General features: G+C 66.4%; 19 protein-coding genes. 14 read left to right on the top strand and 5 right to left on the bottom strand.

What is annotated here, in order from left to right; translation table 11 throughout:
- Positions 1–74 precede the first annotated feature (74 nt).
- The 4 genes from IPK65_05690 to IPK65_05675 all read left to right on the top strand — a co-directional run bounded on the left by IPK65_05690 (position 75) and on the right by IPK65_05675 (position 4,304).
- Positions 75–1,262, top strand: a complete 1,188-nt coding sequence (locus IPK65_05690; GenBank protein MBK8162641.1) for an O-succinylhomoserine sulfhydrylase — start codon at positions 75–77, stop codon at positions 1,260–1,262.
- Positions 1,263–1,324: 62 nt separating this feature from the next.
- Positions 1,325–2,530, top strand: coding sequence for a DUF4147 domain-containing protein (locus IPK65_05685; protein ID MBK8162640.1), 1,206 nt, complete (start codon positions 1,325–1,327; stop codon positions 2,528–2,530).
- A 189-nt stretch (positions 2,531–2,719) separates the two neighbouring features.
- Complete coding sequence (locus tag IPK65_05680) at positions 2,720–3,163, top strand: phosphate ABC transporter substrate-binding protein (GenBank protein MBK8162639.1); 444 nt, start codon at positions 2,720–2,722, stop codon at positions 3,161–3,163.
- Between the two features lie 37 nt (positions 3,164–3,200).
- A complete protein-coding gene (locus IPK65_05675; protein ID MBK8162638.1) occupies positions 3,201–4,304 on the top strand; it encodes a hypothetical protein in 1,104 nt (367 codons plus the stop codon).
- Between the two features lie 61 nt (positions 4,305–4,365).
- Here IPK65_05675 and ppsA read toward each other — a convergent pair whose 3' ends face one another.
- Together ppsA and IPK65_05665 are read right to left on the bottom strand one after the other, a co-directional pair.
- Entirely contained in the window at positions 4,366–6,759 is a 2,394-nt protein-coding gene (ppsA, locus tag IPK65_05670; protein MBK8162637.1) for a phosphoenolpyruvate synthase, read from the bottom strand.
- A 101-nt stretch (positions 6,760–6,860) separates the two neighbouring features.
- A complete protein-coding gene (locus tag IPK65_05665; GenBank protein MBK8162636.1) occupies positions 6,861–8,495 on the bottom strand; it encodes an alpha-D-glucose phosphate-specific phosphoglucomutase in 1,635 nt (544 codons plus the stop codon).
- A 211-nt stretch (positions 8,496–8,706) separates the two neighbouring features.
- Between IPK65_05665 and htpG the strand changes: the two genes are divergently transcribed.
- Positions 8,707–10,593, top strand: coding sequence for a molecular chaperone HtpG (gene htpG / locus IPK65_05660; GenBank protein ID MBK8162635.1), 1,887 nt, complete (start codon positions 8,707–8,709; stop codon positions 10,591–10,593).
- A 90-nt stretch (positions 10,594–10,683) separates the two neighbouring features.
- Positions 10,684–11,682 carry a ferrochelatase gene (locus IPK65_05655; protein ID MBK8162634.1) on the top strand — a complete coding sequence of 333 codons (999 nt, stop codon included), beginning with the start codon at positions 10,684–10,686 and terminating at the stop codon, positions 11,680–11,682.
- On the opposite strand, the gene IPK65_05650 is transcribed toward IPK65_05655, so the two are convergent.
- The gene (locus IPK65_05650) at positions 11,670–12,440 is read right to left on the bottom strand and encodes a UDP-2,3-diacylglucosamine diphosphatase (protein ID MBK8162633.1); all 771 of its coding nucleotides are present in this window, start codon (positions 12,438–12,440) and stop codon (positions 11,670–11,672) included. The two genes, IPK65_05655 and IPK65_05650, sit on opposite strands and share 13 nt — an antisense overlap.
- 51 nt (positions 12,441–12,491) lie before the next feature.
- Positions 12,492–13,106 (bottom strand): peptidyl-prolyl cis-trans isomerase, encoded by a 615-nt coding sequence (locus IPK65_05645; GenBank protein MBK8162632.1) that lies wholly within the window; start codon positions 13,104–13,106, stop codon positions 12,492–12,494.
- A gap of 131 nt (positions 13,107–13,237) precedes the next feature.
- Between IPK65_05645 and IPK65_05640 the strand changes: the two genes are divergently transcribed.
- Complete coding sequence (locus tag IPK65_05640) at positions 13,238–14,701, top strand: cysteine--tRNA ligase (protein MBK8162631.1); 1,464 nt, start codon at positions 13,238–13,240, stop codon at positions 14,699–14,701.
- A 106-nt stretch (positions 14,702–14,807) separates the two neighbouring features.
- On the opposite strand, the gene folD is transcribed toward IPK65_05640, so the two are convergent.
- The gene (folD, locus tag IPK65_05635; GenBank protein MBK8162630.1) at positions 14,808–15,662 is read right to left on the bottom strand and encodes a bifunctional methylenetetrahydrofolate dehydrogenase/methenyltetrahydrofolate cyclohydrolase FolD; all 855 of its coding nucleotides are present in this window, start codon (positions 15,660–15,662) and stop codon (positions 14,808–14,810) included.
- Positions 15,663–15,870: 208 nt separating this feature from the next.
- Here folD and leuC point away from each other — a divergent pair, with 208 nt between their 5' ends.
- The 7 genes from leuC to IPK65_05600 all read left to right on the top strand — a co-directional run bounded on the left by leuC (position 15,871) and on the right by IPK65_05600 (position 23,802).
- Positions 15,871–17,277: a 3-isopropylmalate dehydratase large subunit gene (gene leuC / locus IPK65_05630; protein ID MBK8162629.1), complete on the top strand. Its 1,407-nt coding sequence runs from the start codon at positions 15,871–15,873 to the stop codon at positions 17,275–17,277.
- Between the two features lie 11 nt (positions 17,278–17,288).
- Positions 17,289–17,420, top strand: a complete 132-nt coding sequence (locus IPK65_05625; protein ID MBK8162628.1) for an entericidin A/B family lipoprotein — start codon at positions 17,289–17,291, stop codon at positions 17,418–17,420.
- A gap of 81 nt (positions 17,421–17,501) precedes the next feature.
- The gene (leuD, locus tag IPK65_05620; GenBank protein MBK8162627.1) at positions 17,502–18,155 is read left to right on the top strand and encodes a 3-isopropylmalate dehydratase small subunit; all 654 of its coding nucleotides are present in this window, start codon (positions 17,502–17,504) and stop codon (positions 18,153–18,155) included.
- Positions 18,156–18,168: 13 nt separating this feature from the next.
- The gene (gene leuB, locus IPK65_05615) at positions 18,169–19,245 is read left to right on the top strand and encodes a 3-isopropylmalate dehydrogenase (protein ID MBK8162626.1); all 1,077 of its coding nucleotides are present in this window, start codon (positions 18,169–18,171) and stop codon (positions 19,243–19,245) included.
- A gap of 34 nt (positions 19,246–19,279) precedes the next feature.
- Positions 19,280–20,305: an aspartate-semialdehyde dehydrogenase gene (locus IPK65_05610; GenBank protein MBK8162625.1), complete on the top strand. Its 1,026-nt coding sequence runs from the start codon at positions 19,280–19,282 to the stop codon at positions 20,303–20,305.
- A gap of 122 nt (positions 20,306–20,427) precedes the next feature.
- Entirely contained in the window at positions 20,428–23,004 is a 2,577-nt protein-coding gene (locus tag IPK65_05605; GenBank protein MBK8162624.1) for a hypothetical protein, read from the top strand.
- Between the two features lie 105 nt (positions 23,005–23,109).
- On the top strand, positions 23,110–23,802 hold the full coding sequence (locus IPK65_05600) for a hypothetical protein (protein ID MBK8162623.1): 693 nt from the start codon (positions 23,110–23,112) through the stop codon (positions 23,800–23,802).
- The last annotated feature ends 5 nt before the right edge of the window (positions 23,803–23,807 follow it).

The following is a 23,807-nucleotide window of genomic DNA, read 5'->3' as shown; positions in this document are numbered from 1 at the left end:
GATCACCTGCTTTGGCGTGCGCCGATGCGGGTTTTTTTGTTTGTGGCCGCGGCCGCGTTGCCGGGAGATATGCGATGACGGATGAGTTCGACGAATACGGGTTCTCGACCCGCGGCGTCCGCGCCGGGCAGCGGCGTACGGAACAGGGCGAGCAGTCGGAGCCGATCTTCACCACCTCGAGCTTCGTGTTCGGCAGCGCCGAACAGGCGGCGGCGCGGTTTTCCGGCGCCGAACCCGGCAACGTCTATTCACGCTTCACCAATCCCACGGTCAATGCCTTCGAACGCCGGCTGGCGGCGCTGGAGGGCGGTGAGCGCTGCGTGGCGACCTCCTCCGGCATGGCGGCGATCCTCACCGCCTGCCTGGGTCTGCTCAAGGCCGGCGACCACGTCGTGTGCGCGCACGGGGTGTTCGGCAACACCGCCCTGCTGTTCGCCAACTACCTTGGACGCTTCGGCATCGAGACCACCTTCGTGCCATTGACCGAACTGGCCGCCTGGGAGGCGGCGCTGCGGCCGGCTACGCGCCTGCTGTTCGTGGAGACGCCCGCCAATCCGCTCGCGCACATCGCCGACATCGCCGCGCTCGCCGCATTGGCGCACGGCCACGGCTGCCTGCTGGCGGTCGACAACACCGTGTGCACGCCGGCCCTGCAACGGCCGCTCGCGCTCGGCGCCGACATCGTCGTGCTGTCGGCGACCAAATATATCGACGGCCAGGGACGCTGCGTCGGCGGCGCAGTGGTCGGGAGCGAGGCTCTGGTCGGCAAGGAGGTGTACGGCGCCCTGCGCACGACGGGCGCCTGCCTCAGCCCGTTCAACGCCTGGGTGTTCCTCAAGGGACTGGAGACGCTTGCGGTGCGCATGCAGGCGCACAGCGCCGGCGCACAGAAGCTGGCCGCGTGGCTCGCGCGGCAGTCTGCGGTGCGGCAGGTGTACTATGCCGGACTGCCGGATCACCCGCAGCGCGAACTGGCGCGACGCCAGCAGAGCGGTTTCGGCGGATTGCTGGCTTTTGAACTGGACGGCGGCCGCGCCGAGGCGTGGCGCTTCATCAATGCGATGGAGCTGATCTCGGTCACCGCGAATCTGGGCGACACGAAGTCCTCGATCACCCATCCTGCGACCACCACGCACGGGCGTCTCTCCGCAGAGGCGCGCGAGGCCGCCGGCATCCGCGAAGGTCTGGTGCGTATCGCGGTCGGTCTGGAAGACGCCGACGACCTCCAGGCCGACCTCGCGCGCGGTTTCGACGCCCTGTAGGCGGGGCGCGGCGGCGCTGAGAGGTCAGGGTGGACCGCGACGCGCGCGCCGACCTGCTCGAGATCTACCGTCACGCCGTTGCCGCGGTGAACGGCCGCGTGCGGGTGCGCGCACACCTCGCCGGCCGGGAGCCCGGGGCGCCGGTGCGCGTGATCGCGATCGGCAAGGCGGCCGGACCGATGGCGCTCGGCGCCTGCGACGCGCTCGGCGACGCCGTGGAGTCGGCCCTGGTCATCACCAAGTACGGCCATGCCGCGGCCGGATTTCCCGCCGGTCTTCCGCTTACCGTGATCGAGGCCGGCCATCCGCTGCCCGATGCGAACAGCCTGCGCGCCGGCCGTGAGCTCCTCGATTTCATCGCGCGCGCCCCGGCGGCGGCGGTCTTTCTGTTCCTGATCTCGGGCGGTACCTCCGCGCTGGTGGAGGCGCCGGCGGGAGCGCTGCAGCTCGCCGATCTGCAGCGCGCGCACCGCTGGCTGACGGGATGCGGCCGGGACATCGCCGCGATCAACCGGGTGCGCACGCGGCTCTCGCTCATCAAGGGCGGCCGGCTGGCGGCGTATCTGGGAGGGCGGCGCACGCTGCAATTGCTGGTCTCCGACGTGCCGGGCGACGATCCCGCCGTGATCGGCTCCGGTCTGCTGAGCCCGGCCGATACCTCCGGGCCGCCGGACCGGGAGTTGCCTGCATGGCTGGCGGAATTCGCCGTCCGCGCGCCAGCGCCTCCCGGCGCCGATGCGCCGTGCTTCCGCACCGTCGAGACGCGCCTCATTGCCTCTGCCAGGGACGCGCGTCTGGCCGCCGCGGGGCATGCGCGCGTGCTGGGTTACGCCGTGCACCTGCATCATGGCTTGATCACCGGCGATGCCGCAGCGGAGGGGCGTCGGCTCGCGGGCGTGCTGCGCGACGGCGGCCCCGGCCTGCATGTCTGGTCGGGCGAAACGGTGGTGACCCTGCCGGATACGCCGGGGCGTGGCGGCCGCTGCCAGCAGCTCGCGCTCGCCGCGGCCGCGGATCTCGCCGGCCTGCCGGGGCGCGTCCTGCTCGCGGCGGGGACCGACGGAGGAGATGGGCCGGGGCCGGCAGCGGGCGCGATGGTCGACGGCGGCACGGTCGCGCGCGGTCGCGCGCGCGGCCTGGATCCGCTGGACTGTCTGCGGCACGCGGACGCCGGCGCGTTTCTCGAGGCCAGCGGCGACCTGATCCTCACCGGCGCGAGCGGTACCAACGTGATGGATCTGCTCCTCGCCTGGAACGGTGCCGGCTGACCCGGCACCCCGGTATCCCGGATCGGCGCCTACGAACCCCGGCTTCATCCTATCCGGCGTCGCGCTTGCTTTTGTTGCAGAATCATGTTTAAAGCTTGCCATGCCCGTTCCGATACCGGATCAGTATCAGGGACGGGGCGGCGGAAAACGGACAGGCGGTGGCGTATCCGGCTTATGCAAGGAGAGAAGATGCCACGAACACTGGTCAGGATGGCGGGGCGCGCGACGGGCATGGCCTTGTCTTTCGTGCTGTTTCCGGCCATGGCCGATGTCGAGGTTGTAGTGGTCGGCAGCCCCGATATCGAAGTGCCCTCCCTCAGTGAAAATATGGTCCGCAACCTCTATCTGGGCAAGACCGTGCAGCTCGATAACGGCACCCGCGTCGAGGTGATCGATCTGCCGAGCGGGAACTCGGTGCGGGACGAATTCTATGAAAAGGTGATCGGGAAGGACACCACGCAGGTAAAGGCGTACTGGGCGAAGCGCATCTTCACCGGCAAGGGGTCGCCGCCGGAGACGAAGCCCGATGAGCGCGCCGTGGTCAAGTGGATCAGTGAAGCACCGGGACGCATCGGGTATGTCAGTCGCGAGGCGGTGAACGGTTCGGTCAGGGTGCTATTGAGCAAAGATTGATTCTGCCCGGCGTGGCGGGGAAGTGGCGGGAGGCGAGATGAACGAGAGCAGACGGGCGGTTGTGGCGATGGCGGCGTGTGCGGTCGCGCTGATGTGCGGCGGCAACAATGCCCGGGCGCTCGACCTCGGCGTCTTCGGGGACCTGAGCTATATCGCCAGCGACATACCCGACGACGAGGCGAATTTCCGCATCGGCAGTCTCGACTTCTACGCGTCGCAGTACATAGACGACAAGACCAAGGCGCTGTTCGAGCTGCAGTTCCAGACCTTTTCCGGCGAGTTTGAATACGAGATCCAGCGCTACTGGATCATGCGTGAATTCTCCGAGGAGTTCCGCCTCGGCATGGGGAGGTTCCACCCGCCGCTCGGCTACTGGAGCCGCCACTTCCATCACGGCATCCTGCTGCAGGACACGGTGTCGCGGCCGTTCATCCTGAGTTTCGAAGGTTCGGTCAACTCTATCATCCCGATGCACATGATCGGTCTCCTGGCCGAAGGCGGTTTTGACAACGGACTTTTCTACGAGGCCGGGATCGCGAACAGCAACATGATCGATTCGACGGGGACCGACCGGATCGAGGTCCCCATCCGGGACGACCTCAGCCCGGAGAAGTCCTTCTTCGGACGCCTGAGCTACGCGCAGCCGGGCAAGCCCTTCATGCCGGGCGTGTTCGTGATGAGCAACAACGTGGTCGAGTCCGCCACGTCCGGCGGCCTGGTAGAGCGCGGCGAGGACCTGGTCCGGCAGTCGCTCATCGGCTTCGACCTGCGCTATGAATACGAGAAATTCGCCCTGCTGGCCGAGATCTATCACCTCGAGAACAAATCCCGGCCCGGTGTCGGGGACGGCGGGGACCATACCGCACTGGCCTATTTCGCCCAGTTCGGCTATCTGCTGACCGAGCAGCTGAAGGCGACGTACCGGCGCGAAGCGTTCGATTACGACGAGGATGACGCCTATTTCATGGACCCGAACCTGGTGGGAAGAAACCAGCTCGGCACCGAGGAGCGCGACATATTCTGCCTGCGCTACGACTTCAGCGAGTCCAACGCGCTCATGCTGGAGGTCAGCTTGCGCAATCCCGAACTCGCCGCCAGTACGACCACGGCGATCCTGAGCTGGGCGCTGGTGCTGTTCTGAGGCGGAGGAACCGGGACGCTTCAGCCGCGCCCGGGACCCGGGGCTGTGCCGCCGTCGATGCTCATCGCTTTCCCGATTCCATGTCGAGCACCACCCGGGTCATGGGGATGACGCTGTCGGGATTGAGCGAGATCGAGTCGATGCCGCGCTCGACCAGCCAGCGCGTCAGCTCCGGGTAATCCGAGGGCGCCTGCCCGCAGATCCCGACGTACTTGCCGTGGCGGTGGCAGGCCTCGATCGCCATCTCCATCAGCTTCAGCACCGCGGCGTCGCGTTCATCGAACCCGGTGACGATGCCCGAGTCGCGGTCCACCCCCAGGGTGAGCTGGGTCAGGTCGTTGGATCCGATCGAGAAACCGTCGAAGTGCTGCAGGAATTCATCGGCGAGCAGCGGGTTGGACGGGATCTCGCACATCATGTAGATCTTGAGCCCGTTTTCCCCGCGTTTCAGCCCGTGCCGTTCCAGCAGGGCGAGCACCTCGACGCCCTCGCGCACGGTGCGCACGAAGGGCACCATCAGCGCAACGTTGTCCAGCCCCATCGTCTCGCGCACGGTCTTCATCGCGGCGCACTCCAGCTCGAAGCAGGGCGCGAACTGTTCGGAGTAGTAGCGCCCGGCGCCGCGGTACCCGATCATCGGGTTTTCCTCCACCGGTTCGAAGGATGCACCGCCGATCAGCGAGGCGTATTCATTCGACTTGAAGTCGCTCAGGCGTACGATCACCGGCCGGGGATAGAAGGCGGCGGCGATGGTGCCGACGCCCTCGGCGAGCCGTTCGATGTAGAACGTCCGGCGGTCCGGATACCCGGCAACGATGGCGTCGATGCGGTGCCGTGTCCCTTCGTCCAGCGAATCGTATTCGAGCAGGGCGCGCGGGTGGATGCGGATGCTGTTGTTGATGATGAATTCGAGCCGCGCCAGGCCGACGCCGTCGTTCGGCAGGCGCGAGCAGTCGAACGCCTGCTCCGGATTGCCGACGTTCAGCATGATCCTGGTGCGCGGCCGCGGGGCGTCGCCGAGATCGACGCGCTCGGTCTCGAACGCCAGCAGGCCGGCGTAGACATAGCCGGTGTCGCCCTCGCTGCAGGAGACGGTGACTTCCTGGCCGGTCGCGATCGCCTGGGTCGCCTCGCCGCAGCCGACCACCGCGGGTATGCCGAGCTCGCGCGCGACGATGGCGGCGTGGCAGGTGCGGCCGCCGCGGTTGGTGACGATGGCGGCGGCGATCTTCATCACCGGCTCCCAGTCCGGATCGGTGATATCCGTGACCAGCACCTCGCCCCGCTGCAGGTCGCCCATCTGCGCGGCCTCAAAGATGACGCGCGCGCGGCCGGACGCGATCTTCTTGCCCACGCTCTTGCCGGTGACCACCACATCGCCGCACGCCTTGAGCCGGTAGGTCTCGTGGTAGCGCGCGTCGGTCAGCGCCTGCACCGTCTCCGGCCGCGCCTGGACGATGAACAGCTCGCCGGTGCGGCCGTCCTTGGCCCATTCGATGTCCATGGGCATGGGGCGCCCGGCCTTCGCCGTGTAGTGCTTCTCGATCACCACCGCGTTGCGCGCCAGCTGCAGCACCTCGTCGTCGCTGAGGGCGAAGGATTCGCGCGCCTCCTTTTGCACGCGCACGTTGCGGGTCGAGATGCCGGCGGTGGTGTCGCTGGTGTAGATCATCTTGATCGCCTTGTCGCCGAGCTGGCGCTTGATGATCGGGCGCCGCCCCTGTTCCAGCATCGGCTTGTAGACGTAGAACTCGTCGGGATTGACCTTGCCCTGGACGACGTTCTCGCCGAGTCCGTAGGCGGCGGTGATGAACACCGCGTCGCGGAATCCGGTTTCGGTGTCGATGGTGAAGATGACGCCGGAGGAACCGAGGTCGGAGCGCACCATCTTCTGCACGCCGATGGAGAGCGCGACGTCGCGGTGGGAGAAGCCCCTGTCGACGCGGTAGGAGATCGCGCGGTCGGTGAACAGCGAGCCGAACACCTGACGGCAGGCGGTGATCAGGTGCGGCAGGCCGCGGATATTGAGGTAGGTGTCCTGCTGGCCTGCGAAGGAGGCGGCCGGCAGGTCCTCGGCGGTGGCCGAGCTGCGCACCGCAACGTCGGGGTTGGCGCCATACTCCGCGGCCAGCTGCCTGTAGGCCGCGGCGATCTCGCCGGCAAGTTCGTCCGGAATGTCGCTGTACATGACCCATTCACGGATCACGGCCCCGGTATAGGCCAGCGCCTTCAGGTCATGGGTGTCCAGCTTGCCGAGGGCCTCGTCGATCTTCTGGTTGAGCCGGTTGTGCTCGATGAACAGGCGGTAGCCGTCCGCGGTGATCGCGAAGCCGTCCGGCACCTTGACCCCGAGCGGGGACAGCGTGTTGAACATCTCGCCCAGCGAGGCGTTCTTGCCTCCGACCAGGGGTATGTCCTCGATGTGAAGTTCTGAGAAGCGGCGGATGTAACGCATGCGGGCTTACCTCGATGGCTCGGACGATATCCGGAATGCGGACCGGGCGGCCGGCAGGGTTCCGCGCCCGCGCGATGGCTGGTTCGTGGCGCGCCGCGGTCTCACGTGATGACGGTCGGGCCTCCGCGGCCGGTGCGGGACAGAACGCCGGACAGCTTGTTGGCGATCTCGATCAGGTCCTTCAGGGCCGTCTGCGTGTCCTCGCCGTGCAGGGCGCGATCGGCGCTGTACTTTTCAATGTAGATGCGCAGCGTGGCGCCCTCCGTGCCGGTGCCGGACAGGCGGAAGACGATGCGCGAGCCGTCGGTGAAGCCGAGGCGGAGCCCCTGGCGCGCGGTGACCGACTGGTCGACCGGGTCGGTATAGCTGAAATCGTCGCCATAGGCCACCTTGTAGCCGCCGAGCTTCTTGCCCGGCAGCGCGGCCAGCGTGTCGCGCAGCTCGTCGACCATCTGCGCCGCGATGCCGGCCTCGACCTGCTCGTAGTCGTGGCGGGTGTAGAAATTGCGGCCGAAGGCGGCCCAGTGCTCGCGCACGATCTGCTCGATCGACTGGCGCCGCACCGCGAGGATGTTGAGCCAGAACAGTACGGCCCAGACGCCGTCCTTTTCGCGCAGGTGGTCCGAACCGCTGCCGAAACTCTCCTCACCGCACAGGGTGATCCTGCCGCTGTCGAGCAGGTTGCCGAAGAACTTCCAGCCGGTCGGTGTCTCGTAGCACGGGATGCCGAGGTGAGCCGCGACGCGGTCGAGCGCCTGGCTGGTCGGCATCGAGCGCGCGACTCCGGCGAGTCCGGCACGGTAGCCCGGCACGAGGTGGGCGTTGGCGGCGAGGATCGCGATGCTGTCGCTCGGCGTGACGAAGAAGCGTTTGCCGAGGATCATGTTGCGGTCGCCGTCGCCGTCCGAGGCGGCGCCGAGGTCGGGCGCGGTGGCCCGGTTCATGATCTCCACCAGCTCGTGGGCGTAGGTCAGGTTCGGGTCGGGGTGGCCGCCGCCGAAGTCGCTCAGCGGCGTCGCGTTGATGACCGTGCCGGGCAGTGCGCCGAGGCGCCGTTCCAGGATCTCGTAGGCATACGGTCCGGTGATCGCGTGCATGGCGTCGAAGCAGATGTTGAACATGCCCGCCTCGATCATGCTGCGGATGCGCGGGAAATCGAACAGCGTCTCCATCAGGTCGGCGTAGTCCGCCACCGGGTTGATGATCTGGACGCGGGTCTGGCCGAGGGTGAGCTCGGTCATCTTGCCCAGTGCGAGGTCGCCCGCGTCGAGGATGCGGTAGGCGCGGATGCGCCGGGTCTCGCGGTGGATCGCCTCGCTCACCTGCTCGGACGCCGGTCCGCCGTTGGGGCCGTTGAACTTGATGCCGAAATCGCCCTCCGGGCCGCCGGGGTTGTGGCTGGCCGAGAGGATGATGCCGCCGTCGGCCTTGTGCTTGCGGATCAGGTTCGAGGCGGCGGGGGTCGAAAGCAGTCCGCTCCTTCCCACCAGCAGGCGCGAAACGCCCTGGGCCGCCGCCATCCTGATGATGACCTGGATCGCCTCCTGGTTGTAATAGCGGCCGTCGCCGCCCACGACCAGGGTCTTGCCGTCGCCGCCCCCGATGGCGTTGAACAGCGCCTGGATGAAGTTCTCCAGGTAGTGCGGCTGGCGGAACACGGCAACCCGCTTGCGCAGCCCGGAGGTGCCGGGCTTCTGGTCTTCGAAGGGGGTGGATTCGACGGTGCGGACGTTCATGATCGGGTGCTCATGCGGAGAGGGTTTTTTCGCCGATTGTGCGTTCTTTTTCCGCCGATTGCCACAGTATTCTGCGCCCGCGGGTCCGGGGCTTGAATCCGGGCGCCGCCGTCCCTACCATGCAGGCAACGCCGGACCGCACCGGCCCGCACGCGCCGTGCGCACGAAATATACTACCCCGATTCATTGAAACAGGGAGACCGATGTCACGATGACCGCCGATGTACACAAGGAAACCCTTGATTTCCAGGCCGAGGCGAAACAGCTGCTCAAGCTGATGATCCACTCCTTGTACTCGAACAAGGAGATATTCCTCCGCGAACTGGTCTCCAACGCCTCCGACGCCTGCGACAAACTCCGTTTCGAGGCCCTGACCGACGATGCCCTGTTCGAGGGTGAGGCCGCGCTGCGGGTGCGCGTCTCCTGCGACCGGCAGGCCCGCACCGTCACGGTGTCGGACAACGGCATCGGGATGAGCCGGCAGGAGGTGGTCGACCATATCGGCACCATCGCCAAATCCGGCACCCGCCACTTCTTCGAGTCGCTCACCGGCGACCAGGCCAGGGACATGCACCTGATCGGCCAGTTCGGCGTCGGGTTCTATTCCGCCTTCATCGTGGCGGACCGCGTCACGCTGACCACGCGGCGCGCCGGCCTCGGACCCGAGCACGGGGTGCGCTGGGAGTCGGCCGGCGAAGGCAGCTATACGCTGGAGACCGTCCCGTGCGAAAAACACGGCACCGAGATTGTGCTGCACCTGCGCCCGGAGGAGGACGACTTCCTCGACGACTACCGGCTGCGCGGCATCATCCGCAAGTATTCCGACAGCCTGTCGCTGCCGATCGAGATGCCGGCGGAGGACAAGGAGAAGGCGGGCGAGTGGGAAACGGTCAACCGCGCCGCCGCGCTGTGGGCGCGTCCGCGCAGGGATATCAGTGCCGAGGAATATGCCGAGTTCTACCGGCATGTCGCGCACGACTTCGACGAGCCGCTGGCGCACGTGCACACCCAGGTAGAGGGGACGCAGTCCTACATCAGCCTGCTGTACATCCCGAAGCGCGCGCCGTTCGACCTGTGGGATCGCGAGCGCGGCCACGGCATCAAGCTGTACGTGAAGCGCGTCTTTATCATGGAGGATACCGAACGGCTGATGCCGGGCTACCTGCGTTTCGTGCGCGGCGTCGTCGATTCCGACGACCTGCCGCTCAATGTGTCGCGCGAGATCCTGCAGCACAACCGCCAGATCGACACGATCCGCGCCGCCTCGGTCAAGAAGGTGCTCGGCCTGCTGAAGGACATGGCCGAGGGCGAGCCGGACAAGTACCGCGCCTTCTGGTCCGAGTTCGGCCGCGTGATGAAAGAGGGTCCGGCGGAGGATTTCGCCAACCGCGAGCAGATTGCCAGGCTGCTGCGCTTCTCCACCACGCGCAGCGATTCCGGCGCGCAGGACGTTTCGCTCGACGACTACGTCGGGCGCATGAAGGCGGGCCAGGACAAGATCTTTTACATTACCGCCGAGAGTGCGCCGGCGGCGCGTAACAGCCCGCATCTGGAGATTTTCCGCAAGAAGGACATCGAGGTGCTGCTGCTGTCCGACCGCGTGGACGAGTGGATGCTGTCGGGCCTGAGCGAGTACGCCGGCAAGCCGCTGCAGTCGGTCGCCAAGGGCGAGCTCGCGCTGGGCGAACTCGAGGATGCTGAGGAGAAGCAGGCCCTCAACGAGGTGACGGAGGGGTTCAAGGAGCTGGTCGAGCGCCTGAAGACGGTCCTGACGGACAAGGTCAAGGACGTGCGGGTCACCCACCGCCTGACCGATTCGCCGTCCTGCCTGGTGGTGGACCAGGACGATATGGCCATGAGCCTGCGCAAGCTGCTCGAGGCCACTGGCCAGAAGGTCCCGGCGAGTCCGCCTATCCTGGAGGTCAATCCCGGGCACCCGCTGATCAAGACGCTCAACCGGGAGCAGGATGGAGCCCGCTTCGACGACTGGGCGCACCTGCTCTACGAGCAGGCGATGCTGAGCGAGGGCGGCCAGCTGGAGGATCCGGCCGCGTTCGTGCGCAGGATGAATGCGCTGCTGCTCGAATTTGCGGGATGATCCTTAGCTTCCCGCGGTCGTGCCCGGTATGATGCCGGGACATGGCGACATGGGGCGAAGGCGCGGGCATGGACAGACGGGAGGCGGTGCATGGGCGATGAGGACAGGGGCGGGACCGGAACCACCGGCGTATTGCTGAGCAATCTCGGCACGCCGGATCAGCCGACGCCTCCCGCCGTGCGGCGCTACCTGCGCGAATTCCTCTCCGATCCCCGCGTCGTTTCGCTGCCGCGCTGGCTGTGGCTGCCGCTGCTGAACGGCGTCATCCTGCAGGTGCGCCCGCGCCGTTCCGCGCGCCTCTACGAGGGCGTGTGGACGCCGGAGGGTTCGCCGCTGCTGGTGACCGCGCGGCGCCAGCTGCAGGCCCTGCGCGCGCGTTTCGCCGGGGACAAACGCCTGGTGTTCGCGCTCGGCATGCGCTACGGCTCGCCCTCGATCGCCGGTGCGCTGGAGGAGCTGCGCGCCGCCGGCGCCGAGCATCTTCTGGTGGTGCCGCTGTATCCGCAATATTCCTCGGCGACCACCGCCTCGACCTTCGACGCCGTGGCGCGCGCGCTCAAGGGGTGGATCCGCGTGCCGGAGCTGCGCGTGGTGGCCGATTATCACGCCGAACCGTGGTACATCCGCGCTCTGGCCGATTCGATCCGCGATGCCTGGCGCCAGCAGCCGGCGGGCGAGCGGCTGCTGTTTTCCTTCCACGGCATGCCGCGCCGGACGCAGCAGGCGGGCGATCCCTACCACGACCAGTGCCAGCGCACGGCGCGCCTCGTCGCCGCCGAACTCGGCCTGGCCGCGGATCGCTGGCTGGTCGCCTTCCAGTCGCGCTTCGGCTACGAGGAATGGCTGCAGCCCTACACCGACCAGACCCTGCGCGCCTGGGGCGGTTCGCACGTCGCCAGCGTTGATGTGGTTTGTCCCGGATTTTCCGCCGACTGCCTGGAGACGCTGGAGGAGATCGCGGTGATGAACCGCGACCTCTACGTCGAGGCAAGCGGCGGACGTTTCCGCTACATCCCCGCGCTCAACGAGCGCCCCGACCATATCGAGGGTCTGGCGGAGCTGATCCGGAGCCAGATTCAGGGCTGGTGATCTGTTGCCGCCCGGGCGGGCGGCGCGCCGAGGCTGTCCAGGCCGAAATTGCTCATGAGGTAGCGGCCGTGCGTATATTCCAGCGCGCAGCCGTTGCGGTACCAGTCGCCGAGCACGATGCGCTGTGCCGGTGCGCCGTCGAGCGTGAATTCATGGGCCGCCTGCCGGTGGGTGTGGCCGTGGATCAGGCGGCGCACGCCGTGCGCGCGCATGGCCGTCTCCACCGCCCCCTGATTGACGTCCATGATCTCGGGCGGCTTGTCGCGCGAGAGGCGCGCGCTTTCGCTGCGGTAGTGCCCGGCCAGCGCGATGCGTTCGTCGAGCGGCAGCGACAGGACGTGGGCGCGGAAATCGGGACTGCGCACACGGCTGCGGTAGGACTGGTACCCGAGGTCGTCGGTGCACAGCGTATCGCCGTGCATCAGCAGGGCGCGCTCGCCGCCGAGTTCGATGACGGCGGGGTCCGCGAGCAGACTGCAGCCGCTCTCGGCGGCGAAGCCCGCGCCGGCGAGGAAGTCGCGGTTGCCGTGCATGAAGAAGAGGGTGACACCGCGTCCGGCGGTGGCGTGCAAGGACTCAAGGACCGGGCGCTGGTCGGGCAGCACGGCGTCGTCGCCGAGCCAGGCCTCGAACAGGTCGCCCAGGATGTAGAGCGTGTCGCCGGGATTGAGGCGACACTGCAGGAAGGCGCGCAGCAGCGCCGTCATGGCCGGGCGATCGGCGCACAGGTGCAGGTCGGAGATGAATGCGACGGTCATCGGCCGGCGCCGGACAGGGCGGCCCGGCGGGCGGCGCTCGGGCGCGCCGCTTCAGGGCGACGCGGGCTTGTCTCCTGCGGATACAACGGTCGCCTTCTCGATGGTTACCATGGTCTGCGGCACATCGCGCGGAATCGGACCGCCGCCGCCGGTGGGCAGGTTCTCGATCTTGTCCACCGTCTCCATCCCGGCGACCACCTTGCCGAATACCGCGTAACCCCAGCCGGACTGCGTCTGGTCGCGGAAGTCGAGGAAGCCGTTGTCCACCGTATTGATGAAGAACTGCGCCGTGGCCGATTGCGGGTTCGAGGTGCGCGCCATCGCGATGGTGCCGCGCAGGTTCTTCAGGCCGTTGTCCGCCTCGTTCTTGATCGGCGGGCGGGTCGGTTTCTGCTGGAACTCACCGGTGAAGCCGCCGCCCTGGATCATGAACTTCTTGATCACGCGGTGGAAGATCGTGCCGTCGAAAAAGCCGTCGCGCACGTAGGTGAGGAAGTTGTCCACGGTCGCCGGCGCCCTGGTGCGGTCGAGTTCCAGGGTAATGTCGCCCTGGCTGGTCTGCAGCAGGACACGGGGCGCGTCGTCGGCGCCGTGCGAAGGGTTTGCGGCTAAGGTCGTCATGATGATCAGGAGTTTCCCCAGGGTTATCGTGAACGGTTTCGACATGGCGTAAGGCTTCGTCAGCGGGTGCGAAGCCCGGATTCTAGCAGATCGGCCGCGCCTTTGGCACCCGGCGCCGGTTTCGGCTACCATGCCAGCTTGCGCGGAAACGCCCGCGGTACGAAAAAGACAGGACGATGCTCCAGATCTATAACAGCCTGACGCGGCGGAAGGAGACCTTCCGGCCCATCGAATCCGGCCAGGTGCGCATGTATGTGTGCGGCATGACCGTCTATGACTATTGCCACATCGGCCACGCGCGCGTCATGGTGGTGTTCGATGTGGTGGCGCGCTACCTGCGCAGCCGCGGCTACGCAGTCACCTATGTGCGCAACATCACCGACATCGACGACAAGATCATCAAGCGCGCGGCGGAGCGCGGTGAGTCGATCGGGCAGCTGACGGAGTTTTTCATCGCCGCGATGCGCGAGGATGCCGCGGCGCTCGGCGTGCTGCCACCCGATCAGGAGCCGCGCGCCACCACATCGATCGGCGACATCGTCGCCATGATCGATGTGCTGATGAAGAAGGGCTACGCCTACCGCGCCGGCAACGGCGATATCTACTACCGCGTCAGCCGCTTCGCCGGTTATGGCAAGCTGTCCGGCAAGCGCCTGGAGGACCTGCGCGCCGGCGAGCGCGTCGAGGTGAACGAGGCGAAGGAGGACCCGCTCGACTTCGTGCTGTGGAAGGCGGCCAAGCCGGGCGAACCGCAGTGGCCCGCGCCGTGGGGCCCGGGGCGCCCGGGCTGGCACATCGAGTGCTCCGCGATGTCCACCCGCTGCCTCGGCGACCACTTTGACATCCACGGCGGCGGCATGGACCTGATGTTCCCCCACCACGAGAACGAGATCGCCCAGAGCGAGGCCGCCACCAGCCACCCGTTCGTCAACGTCTGGATGCACAACGGCTTCGTGCAGATCGACGAACAGAAGATGTCGAAGTCACTTGGGAATTTTTTCACCGTGCGCGAGGTACTGAAGCAGTATGAGCCGGAGGTTGTGCGCTTCTTCATCCTTAGTAGCCATTATCGCAGCCCCCTCAATTATTCCGATCAGAACCTTGCAGTAGCGCGTATGGAGCTGGAGAAACTCTACATTGCTCTACGTGATCTCGTGCCAGTCGAAACTGATGATGGCAGTGACTATGAGCAGCGGTTCATGCAGGCGATGGATGACGACTTTAATACAAGAGAAGCAATCGTCGTGCTATTCGAACTGCGAAATCAAATTAATCGTCTTAAGACGCAAGAAGGCAAAGAGGCTAGAGAGGCAGCTAATCATTTAGCTGGTGTCGTAAAACGGCTTGGAGGGGTACTAGGACTCTTGCAGGAAGATGCCAGTAAATTTTTACAGAAGCAATCTATACCTTTTCGTATTGGTAGTGACGATATGATAATACGCGTAGATACTGAAGAGCTTCGACAAGAACAAACTACATTACTTACTGATGAAGTTAAGATTAAGCTACTTATCGATAGGCGACATGAAGCCCGCCACACTAAGAACTGGGCCGAATCCGACCGCATTCGCGACGAACTCGACCAGTTGGGCATCATCCTGGAAGACGGACCGCAGGGCACGACGTGGCGGAGAAAGTAAAAATCGGTGAGGTGTCAGGCGTGAGGTGTGAGGAGGTAAGCAATTAAAGACTTAGAGCGAAGTTGGTTTGTTATCTTTTCACGCCTGACACTTAACCCCTCACGCCTCACTTGTGCAGCTTTTCAGCCGCCCACAGCGTATTCTCCATCAGCGTCGCCACGGTCATCGGGCCGACGCCGCCCGGCACCGGGGTGATCCACGCGGCGCGCTCAACCGCCGCCTGGAACTCCACGTCACCCACCAGCCGGCCCTGCGCGTCGCGGTTCATGCCGACGTCGATGACGATCGCGCCCGGCCGGATCCACTCGCCCCTGACCAGTCCGGGTTTGCCGACGGCGACGACCAGCAGTTCGGCGCGCCGCACCTGCGCGGCGAGGTCACGCGTGAAGCGGTGGCAGGTGGTGGCGGTGCAGCCGGCGAGCAGCAGCTCGAGCGCCATCGGTCGGCCGACGATGTTCGACGCTCCGACGACCACCGCGTCGAGGCCGCGCAGCGGTATGCCGGTATGCTCCAGCAGGGTAATGATGCCTTTGGGTGTGCACGGCCGCAGCAGCGGCAGGCGCACGGCGAGGCGGCCGATGTTGTAGGGGTGGAAGCCGTCCACGTCCTTGTCCGGGCGGATGCGCTCGATGACGGTCTCGGAGTCGATGTGCGCCGGCAGCGGCAGCTGCACCAGGATGCCGTCGATCGCCGCGTCCCGGTTCAAATCATCAATACGCTCAATCAGTTCCTGCTGGGTGATGGTGGCCGGCAGGTCGTAGGAGCGGGACAGGATGCCGAGATCCTCGCAGGCCTTGCGCTTGCTGGCGACGTACACCTGGGAGGCGGGGTTGTCCCCGATCAGGAGCACGGCGAGACCCGGCGGGCGCAGCCCGGCGGCACGCCGCTCGGCGATGCGGGCGCGGATGCGCTCGCGCACCCCGGCGGCGATCGCCTTGCCGTCGAGCAGGCGCGCCGTCACGGCCGCGGTCTCCGCGCGCGGCGGGCGGTATTGCCGGTCGTGGTCGGGCGTCGCATGATTCGGATTCGGGGTCGACCGCATATGTGAGGATGCCGCGCATCATAACACGGCCGCCGCGCTGGCGCCGCGCCGATGCGTCAGGCCGTTGAAATACGTTAAGATAGTCGACTGTCAATCGAATATCCGGGGAAGCCCGGCGGGTGTGGTGATGGCGAAGACCCTGTACGACAAGCTGTGGGACGACCATGTGGTGCGCGATAACGGCGACGACACCTGCCTGCTGTATATCGATCGCCATCTGGTGCACGAGGTAACCTCGCCGCAGGCCTTTGAGGGGCTGCGGCTCGCCGGCCGCCGGCCGTGGCGCGCCTCCAGCATTCTCGCCGTACCGGACCACAACGTGCCGACCACCGACCGCGCGCGCGGCATCAGTGACCCGGTGTCGCGCGAGCAGGTGGAGACGCTCGACAGTAATTGCCGCGAGTTCGACATCACAGAATTCAGGATGAACGACCCGCGCCAGGGCATCGTGCATGTGATCGGTCCGGAGGAGGGCGCCACCCTGCCGGGCATGACGGTCGTGTGCGGCGACTCCCATACCTCGACCCACGGCGCCTTCGGCGCGCTTGCCTTCGGCATCGGCACCTCCGAGGTGGAGCACGTGCTCGCGACGCAGTGCCTGAACCAGAAGAAGTCGCGCACCCTGCAGATCCGCATAGAGGGGCGCTGCGGCCCGGGCATCACCGCCAAGGACATCGCGCTGGCCGTCATCGAACGCATCGGCACCGCCGGCGGCACGGGATACGTGATCGAATACGCCGGCGAAGCGGTGCGCGCCCTTACCATGGAAGGACGCATGACGCTGTGCAACATGACCATCGAGGCGGGTGCGCGCGCCGGCATGGTCGCGGTGGACGACACGACCATCGAATACCTGCGCGGCCGTCCCTTCGCGCCCAGGGGCGAGCTGTGGGACCGCGCCGTCGCCGCCTGGCGCGTATTGAAGAGCGACGCCGACGCCGCATTCGACGCGGTGGTGGAGATCGACGCAGGGACGATCAAGCCGCTGGTGACCTGGGGCACCTCGCCCGAGATGGTGGCCACGGTCGACGGCCGTGTCCCGCTGCTGGAGGAATTCGCCGATCCGGTGAAGCGCCGCGGCGCGGAGCGCGCATTGGAGTACATGGGGCTCGCGCCCGGTACGCCGATCCGCGACATCCGCGTCGACAAGATATTCATCGGCTCCTGCACCAACTCGCGCATCGAGGACCTGCGCGCGGCCGCCGCGGTTGTGCGCGGCCGCCGTGTGGCGAAGAACATCAAGCTGGCGATGGTGGTGCCAGGCTCCGGGCTGGTCAAGCGGCAGGCCGAGGAGGAAGGGCTCGACAGGGTGTTTACCGCGGCGGGATTCGAATGGCGCGAGCCGGGCTGCTCGATGTGCCTGGCGATGAACGCAGACCGGCTGGAGCCGGGCGAGCGCTGCGCCTCGACCTCGAACCGCAATTTCGAGGGGCGCCAGGGTCCGGGCGGGCGCACCCACCTGGTCAGTCCCGCCATGGCCGCAGCGGCGGCGATCGCGGGTCATTTTGTCGACGTACGCGAATTTCCATATTGAGGAGGGCGAGCATGAAGCGTTGGTTTGCACTGGGGTTGATGGCCTTGATGGCGGCGGGTCTGCTGGGATGCGAGACCATGCAGGGCCTGGGGCGCGACATCTCCAAGGCCGGCGAGAAGATCGAAGGCGCGGCGCAGAAGTGACGGGCGGAATGGCGCGGCGGTACTCTGCATGGTTTTAGACGCGCACGTCCTGTTCGTGCGCAGGAGTCGTCAGATATGGGGATGATGAAACTCGACAAATTGACCGGGATCGCGGCGCCGCTGGATCGTCCCAACGTCGACACCGACGCGATCATACCCAAGCAGTTCCTGAAGTCGATCAAGCGCAGCGGGTTCGGCCCGAACCTGTTCGACGAGTGGCGCTATCTCGACCACGGCGAGCCGGGGATGGAGGCGTCGACACGCGTTCCGAATCCGGACTTCGTACTGAACCAGCCGCGTTACCGCGACGCCAGCATCCTGCTCGCGCGCGACAACTTCGGCTGCGGCTCCTCGCGCGAACACGCGGTGTGGGCGCTGTCCGATTTCGGATTTCGCGTCGTCATTGCACCGAGCTTCGCCGACATCTTCTATAACAACTGCTTCAAGAACGGCGTGCTGCCGATCGCGCTGCCGGCGGAGGTGGTGGACGGACTGTTTGCGGCGGTGGCGGCGACGACGGGTTACCGGCTCGGAGTCGATCTCGCCGCGCAGGAAGTCACCACTCCGGCCGGAGCCCGCCACGGCTTCGCGATCGATCCGTTCCGCAAGCACTGCCTGCTGAACGGCCTCGACGAGATCGGCCTCACGCTGGAGCATCATGGCGAAATCGCCGCGTACGAGGAACGCCGCCGGCGGACGGCGCCCTGGCTGTTCGTCACGCCTGCCGGCAAATAAAGGATCGAGACGGATGAGCAAGAAGATACTGGTATTGCCGGGCGACGGCATCGGCCCGGAGATCATGGCGCAGGCGCTCAAGGTGCTGGCGCGGCTGCAGCGGGATTTCGGTCTCGACGTCGCGATCGAGCACGGCCTGGTCGGCGGCGCCTCTTATGAGGCCCACGGTCGTCCGCTGACGGAGGAGACCCTGCAGCGCGCGCGCGCGGCGGATGCGGTGCTGCTCGGTGCGGTGGGTGGACCGAAATGGGAGTCCCTCGACATCGCGCTGCGCCCGGAGAAGGGCCTGCTCGGACTGCGCGCCGGCCTCGGCCTGTTCGCCAACCTGCGTCCCGCCATGCTGTACCCGCAGCTCGTGGGCGCATCGACGCTGAAGCCCGAGGTGGTGAGCGGGCTCGACATCATGATCGTGCGCGAGCTGACCGGCGATATCTATTTCGGGCAGCCGCGCGGCATACGCCGGCTCGACAACGGCGAGCGCCAGGGCTTCAATACCATGGTGTACAGCGAGTCCGAGATCGAGCGCATCGGGCGCGTCGCCTTCGAGACGGCACAGAAGCGCGGCCGGCGCCTGTGCTCGGTCGACAAGGCCAACGTGCTGGAATGCACCGAGCTGTGGCGTGAGGTGATGACGAGCCTGCAGCGCGACTACCCGGACGTCGCGCTGACGCACATGTATGTGGACAACGCAGCAATGCAGCTGGTGCGCGCACCCAAGCAGTTCGATGTCATGGTGACGACGAACATGTTCGGCGACATCCTGTCCGACTGCGCCTCGATGCTGACCGGTTCGATCGGCATGCTGCCGTCCGCCTCGCTCAACGCCTCGGGCCAGGGGATGTACGAACCGATCCACGGCTCGGCGCCGGACATTGCGGGCAAGGGCATCGCCAACCCGCTCGGGACTATCCTGTCGGCGGCGATGATGCTGAGGTATTCACTGGGCCAGCCGCGACTCGCCGAGATGATCGAGCGCGCGGTGGTGGCGGTGCTGGATCAGGGCCTGCGCACCGCCGACATCCACACGCCCGGTACCCGGCGTGTGGGCACCGAAGACATGGGTGCGGCGGTCGCCGCCGCGCTGGTTTGAGATCCGATACGACATCTGCAAAGGACAAGACGCTATGAGCAAGAAGGTGAATGTGGCGGTGGTGGGCGCGACCGGGGCGGTGGGCGAGACCATGATCTCGATCCTCGAACAGCGCAAGTTTCCCGTCGGCGAGCTGTATCCGCTCGCGAGCAGCCGTTCGGCGGGCAAACGGGTCACGTTTCGGGGCAAGTCCATCCCGGTCGGCGACCTGGAGACCTTCGATTTTTCGCGCGCGCAGATCGGCCTGTTCTCGGCCGGCGCCAGCGTGTCCAAGGTGCATGCGCCGCGCGCGGGGGCGGCCGGCTGCGTCGTGATCGACAATACTTCACAGTTCCGCTACGACGCGGATATCCCGCTGGTGGTGCCCGAGGTCAATCCGCACGCCATCGCGGCGTATACCAGACACAACATCATCGCCAATCCGAATTGCTCGACGATTCAAATGGTTGTGGCGTTGAAGCCGATCTACGACGCGGTCGGCATCGAGCGCATCAACGTCTGCACCTACCAAGCGGTATCCGGCACCGGGCGCAAGGCCATTGAGGAACTGGCGGGGCAGACGGCGAATCTGCTCAACGCCAAGCCGATCACGCCGGCGGTCTATCCCAAGCAGATCGCGTTCAATGTCATCCCGCAGATCGACGTCTTCCAGGAGAACGGTTACACCAAGGAAGAGATGAAAATGGTATGGGAGACTAAAAAAATCATGGAAGATGACGCTATCCTTGTGAACCCGACAGCGGTCCGGGTGGCGGTGTTTTACGGGCATTCCGAGGCTGTGCACATCGAGACCCGGGAGAAGATCACCGCCGGGCAGGCACGGAAGCTGCTGGAAAAGGCGCCGGGGATCGTGGTCATGGATGAACGCGCGCCGGGGGGGTATCCGACCGCCGTTACCGAGGCGGCGGGACACGACCCGGTGTTCGTGGGAAGGATTCGCGAGGATATCTCCCACCCGCGCGGACTGGACCTGTGGATCGTCGCTGACAATGTACGCAAGGGAGCGGCCTTGAACAGCGTCCAGGTGGCCGAAATTCTCCTGCGGGACTATATGGATTAAACCTTGCGGTAATGCGGACCGGCGATGTAACCGAACTGCCCTGGCAGGGCAATTGCATGCAACTACAATGGATGTAACGACGTATGAAAGCTCAACTACGCGGAAAATCTAAGGGAGACAGGATGTTGCACAAATTCCTCCGGCTGCTGGCCATACTCGGTCTGCTCACCCCGCTGGGCGCCTCCCCGCTGGGCCTTGGGGATATAACGCTGCATTCGGCCTTGAATCAGCCGCTCGATGCCGACATCGAGCTGACGGCGCTGGGCCAGACCGCCAGGGAAGATGTCACCGTCGCCCTGGGCTCCGTCGCAGCCTTCGAGAACGCCGGACTCGACCGCTCCCTGCTGCTCACCGGCCTGCGCTTCGAGGTGGCGACGGGCGTCGATGGCACTCCATATATCAAGGTAAGGTCCGCGGACCCGATCAAGGAGCCGTTCCTGGATTTCCTGGTGGAGATCGACTGGCCGAGCGGCCATTTGCTGCGTGAATACACCCTGTTGCTCGATCCCCCGGTGGTGATCGATGAAGAGCCACTGCCGGTCCAGCCGGCGTTCGCCGGTGAGTCAGCCGCCCCGTCCGGGGACTTCGCCATGGACGAGCCTGCCGTGGCGGCGCCTGCGCCGGAGGTCGTCGCGCCGGCGGCGGATGCACTTACGTACGGGCCGGTGCAGCGCAGCGATACCCTGTGGTCGATCGCGAGCCAGTTGCAGCAGTCCAGCCCCGCTGCCACGGTGGAGCAGGTCATGATGGCCCTGCTCACGAACAATTCCGAAGCCTTCTACGACGGCAACATCAACGAACTCAAGGCGGGTTACGTGCTGCGGGTGAGCGACCCCGAGCTGCTGACGGCGATGACACGTGCCGCGGCGGCGGCCGAGGTGCGCCGCCAGAATGAACAGTGGATGGATTCCAAACAGGCCCGCGCAGGCATGGCCGGGGCTGCTCCGCAGGGAATCCCCGACGGTGTGGCGATGGGCGATGCCGCCGCCGGAAGCGGCGGGGACAGCGGACCGCGCCTGCGCCTGAGCGTCCCGGAGGCGACGGCCACCGGCATGGCGCTGGAGGGGGTTGCCGAGTCGGATGCAGGCGGCTCACCGCAGGAATCCGAGCTCGCCCGGCTGAAGGGTGAACTGGCGGCTGCACTGGAGACCTCCGAGGCCTCGCGCCAGGAGAATACGGAATTGCGCGAACGCCTGGCGTCCCTGCAGGAGCAGATCGACGCGATGCAGAGGCTGACGACGCTGCAGGATGACACGCTGGCAGCCCTCCAGGCGGGCGCCGGCGGATCGACCGCGGAACAGGAGACAGCCGCGGCCACCGCTGCGCAGACCGCCGACGGCAAGGTGGCGGGAGACGGCGCGGCCGACGAAAAACCGGCGCGCAAGCCGGCTTCCGCACCGGCCGAGGACACGGCTACGGCTGGTGGATTGCTGGACGACCCCAATATCCTCGCCATGGCCGGCGGCGCCGGCGTGGCGCTGGTCATACTGCTCTGGCTGATCGTGCGCCGCCGCCGCAACGCCGCCATGTTCGATGAGATCGCCGACACGGGCACGGGCCGCGAATCGCACGAGGAATTCGCGCCGCCGGCCTGGGCGGCCGCCGCGCAACAGCCGGTGCAGGCCATGGAAACCGCAGAGCAGGGCGTGGGCGCTGTGCCCGCGACCGAGTCCGAGCCGGAGGATGGCGGGCTCGATCTGATGCAGTCCGATGATGACGAGATCGACGTGCTGGCCGAGGCCGACGTGTATCTCGCCTATCGCCGCTTCGACAAGGCGGAGGAGCTGCTCCGGGAGGCCATCAAGACCGAACCCGGCCGGCGCGATCTGGTAGTGAAACTGCTCGAGGTACAGGCGGCGAGCGGCAACAAGAACGCCTTCGTGACGCAGGCGGAATCATTCAGGAGCAAGTTTGGATCCGGAGACGCCGCGTTGTGGGACAAGGTCGTGGCGATGGGCAGGCGCATCGCCCCGGAGCATGCACTGTTCGGCGGGGCCGCGGCGACCGCGGCGGCGACTGCGGCGCACGAAGCCAGCGACCATTCCCAGGATCTGAGTAACGACTTTGCCGCGCTGGAGCTGGACGCGGATATCGCGGCCGAGCTGGACAAGCTGGGCAGTGCTGCATATGAGTCCCCCGGGGATCAGACGCTGCACGCCGATATGAGCGCAGCGGCGCCGGTCGGACACATCGATGATGCGCCCCTGCTCGATATGGATCTTTCCCTCGATGATGTCGCCGGATCCGGGGCGGGTGGTGCCGGCACGGGCGAGCGGGCAGGGGAGCGCTTCGCCGAAAGCGGTTCGAACCTCGCCGGGACATTCGGCACTGCCAGCAACGTAATCGATTTCGAATCCAGGACAGGCATCAGCCAGGGCGCGTCCGGCATGCCGGGTGAAGACGCGACGGGACAGCCGCCTGGTGCGGCGAGCGCCACCGGGCTGGATCACGATCTCTCCTGGCTTACCGGAGTCGGTGACGATCTCGGCCCGCTCGACGATTCCGGCGCGTCGGCCGAGGATGATTTCAGCAGCCTGATCTCCGGAGAAGACGAAGTGGGCACCAAGCTCGATCTCGCCAAGGCCTACATCGACATGGGTGACCAGGACAGCGCGCGCAATATCCTGAACGAGGTCGCTCAGGAGGGGACGCAGGACCAGCAGCGCGAGGCGAGCGATTTGATGCGCCAGATCGGGTGAACGGGCGGCGCCGTCCGCGCCCTTTACCCGCCTTCCATCCGCCGTTGTAGAATGCCTTGGTCATGTACGCCCCGCCGGGGCGCAAACGACTGGTCGTGAGCCGCCGTGCATCCGTTGATACGCGTAGTCTGCTTTCTGGTTTTTTCGGCCAGCCTCGCCTTCGGTAACGGTATGGATCTGCTGTGCGGCGGCCTGCTGCTCGCCGCAGCCTATCTGTCCACCTCTCCACGCCTGCTGCTTCCCGCCGTTCGCATGGTATCCCGCCTGCGCTGGTTTCTGCTTTCGATCCTGATCGTGTACGGATGGTTCACCCCGGGTCAGCCGCTGCTGGGCGCCGAAAGCGCGCGCTTTGCGGATCTGTGGCCGAGTCGCGAGGGCATGGAGGCGGGTCTGCTGCGCGCCGCGCTGCTGATGGCGATCGTCGCCGGCGCCAACCTGCTGCTGCGGACCACGTCGCGCGAGCAGCTGCTGCTGGCGGTGTACAGCATGGCGCGTCCACTCGCCCTGTGTGGCGTATCCCGTGAAAGGCTGGCGGTGCGCATGGTGCTTGTGATCGAGGCGCTCGATCCGGTGCGGCGGATTGTGACGGAACAGATGGCCGCGGCGCCGGGCGGACGGCCCGACCTGCGCACGGCCGGGCGTTTCGCCTCGGGTGTGATGCAGAATGTCGTGCGCGAGGCGGAGGCGGTCGCCGGCGGCAGTGTCCAGCTGTCCGGCCACGACACTCCGCCTGCGCAGTGGATATATCCCGCCCTGCTCGCGGGACTGTTCTACGCCGTCGCGCGGCTCGGCGCCTGAGTCGG

This window comes from Gammaproteobacteria bacterium, assembly GCA_016712635.1.
Lineage (GTDB): Bacteria > Pseudomonadota > Gammaproteobacteria > SZUA-140 > SZUA-140 > JADJWH01.
This window is presented reverse-complemented; position numbering and strand designations above follow the sequence as displayed.

What these genes read in the sequence shown, in the direction of transcription:
- IPK65_05690 (MBK8162641.1), top strand. Translation starts at nt 75, where the DNA reads ATGACGGATGAGTTCGACGAATACGGGTTCTCGACCCGCGGCGTCCGC.
- IPK65_05680 (MBK8162639.1), top strand. Translation starts at nt 2,720, where the DNA reads ATGCCACGAACACTGGTCAGGATGGCGGGGCGCGCGACGGGCATGGCC.
- IPK65_05675 (MBK8162638.1), top strand. Translation starts at nt 3,201, where the DNA reads ATGAACGAGAGCAGACGGGCGGTTGTGGCGATGGCGGCGTGTGCGGTC.
- ppsA (MBK8162637.1), bottom strand. Translation starts at nt 6,759, where the DNA reads ATGCGTTACATCCGCCGCTTCTCAGAACTTCACATCGAGGACATACCC.
- IPK65_05665 (MBK8162636.1), bottom strand. Translation starts at nt 8,495, where the DNA reads ATGAACGTCCGCACCGTCGAATCCACCCCCTTCGAAGACCAGAAGCCC.
- htpG (MBK8162635.1), top strand. Translation starts at nt 8,707, where the DNA reads ATGACCGCCGATGTACACAAGGAAACCCTTGATTTCCAGGCCGAGGCG.
- IPK65_05655 (MBK8162634.1), top strand. Translation starts at nt 10,684, where the DNA reads ATGGGCGATGAGGACAGGGGCGGGACCGGAACCACCGGCGTATTGCTG.
- IPK65_05650 (MBK8162633.1), bottom strand. Translation starts at nt 12,440, where the DNA reads ATGACCGTCGCATTCATCTCCGACCTGCACCTGTGCGCCGATCGCCCG.
- IPK65_05645 (MBK8162632.1), bottom strand. Translation starts at nt 13,106, where the DNA reads ATGTCGAAACCGTTCACGATAACCCTGGGGAAACTCCTGATCATCATG.
- IPK65_05640 (MBK8162631.1), top strand. Translation starts at nt 13,238, where the DNA reads ATGCTCCAGATCTATAACAGCCTGACGCGGCGGAAGGAGACCTTCCGG.
- leuC (MBK8162629.1), top strand. Translation starts at nt 15,871, where the DNA reads ATGGCGAAGACCCTGTACGACAAGCTGTGGGACGACCATGTGGTGCGC.
- IPK65_05625 (MBK8162628.1), top strand. Translation starts at nt 17,289, where the DNA reads ATGAAGCGTTGGTTTGCACTGGGGTTGATGGCCTTGATGGCGGCGGGT.
- leuD (MBK8162627.1), top strand. Translation starts at nt 17,502, where the DNA reads ATGATGAAACTCGACAAATTGACCGGGATCGCGGCGCCGCTGGATCGT.
- leuB (MBK8162626.1), top strand. Translation starts at nt 18,169, where the DNA reads ATGAGCAAGAAGATACTGGTATTGCCGGGCGACGGCATCGGCCCGGAG.
- IPK65_05610 (MBK8162625.1), top strand. Translation starts at nt 19,280, where the DNA reads ATGAGCAAGAAGGTGAATGTGGCGGTGGTGGGCGCGACCGGGGCGGTG.
- IPK65_05605 (MBK8162624.1), top strand. Translation starts at nt 20,428, where the DNA reads ATGTTGCACAAATTCCTCCGGCTGCTGGCCATACTCGGTCTGCTCACC.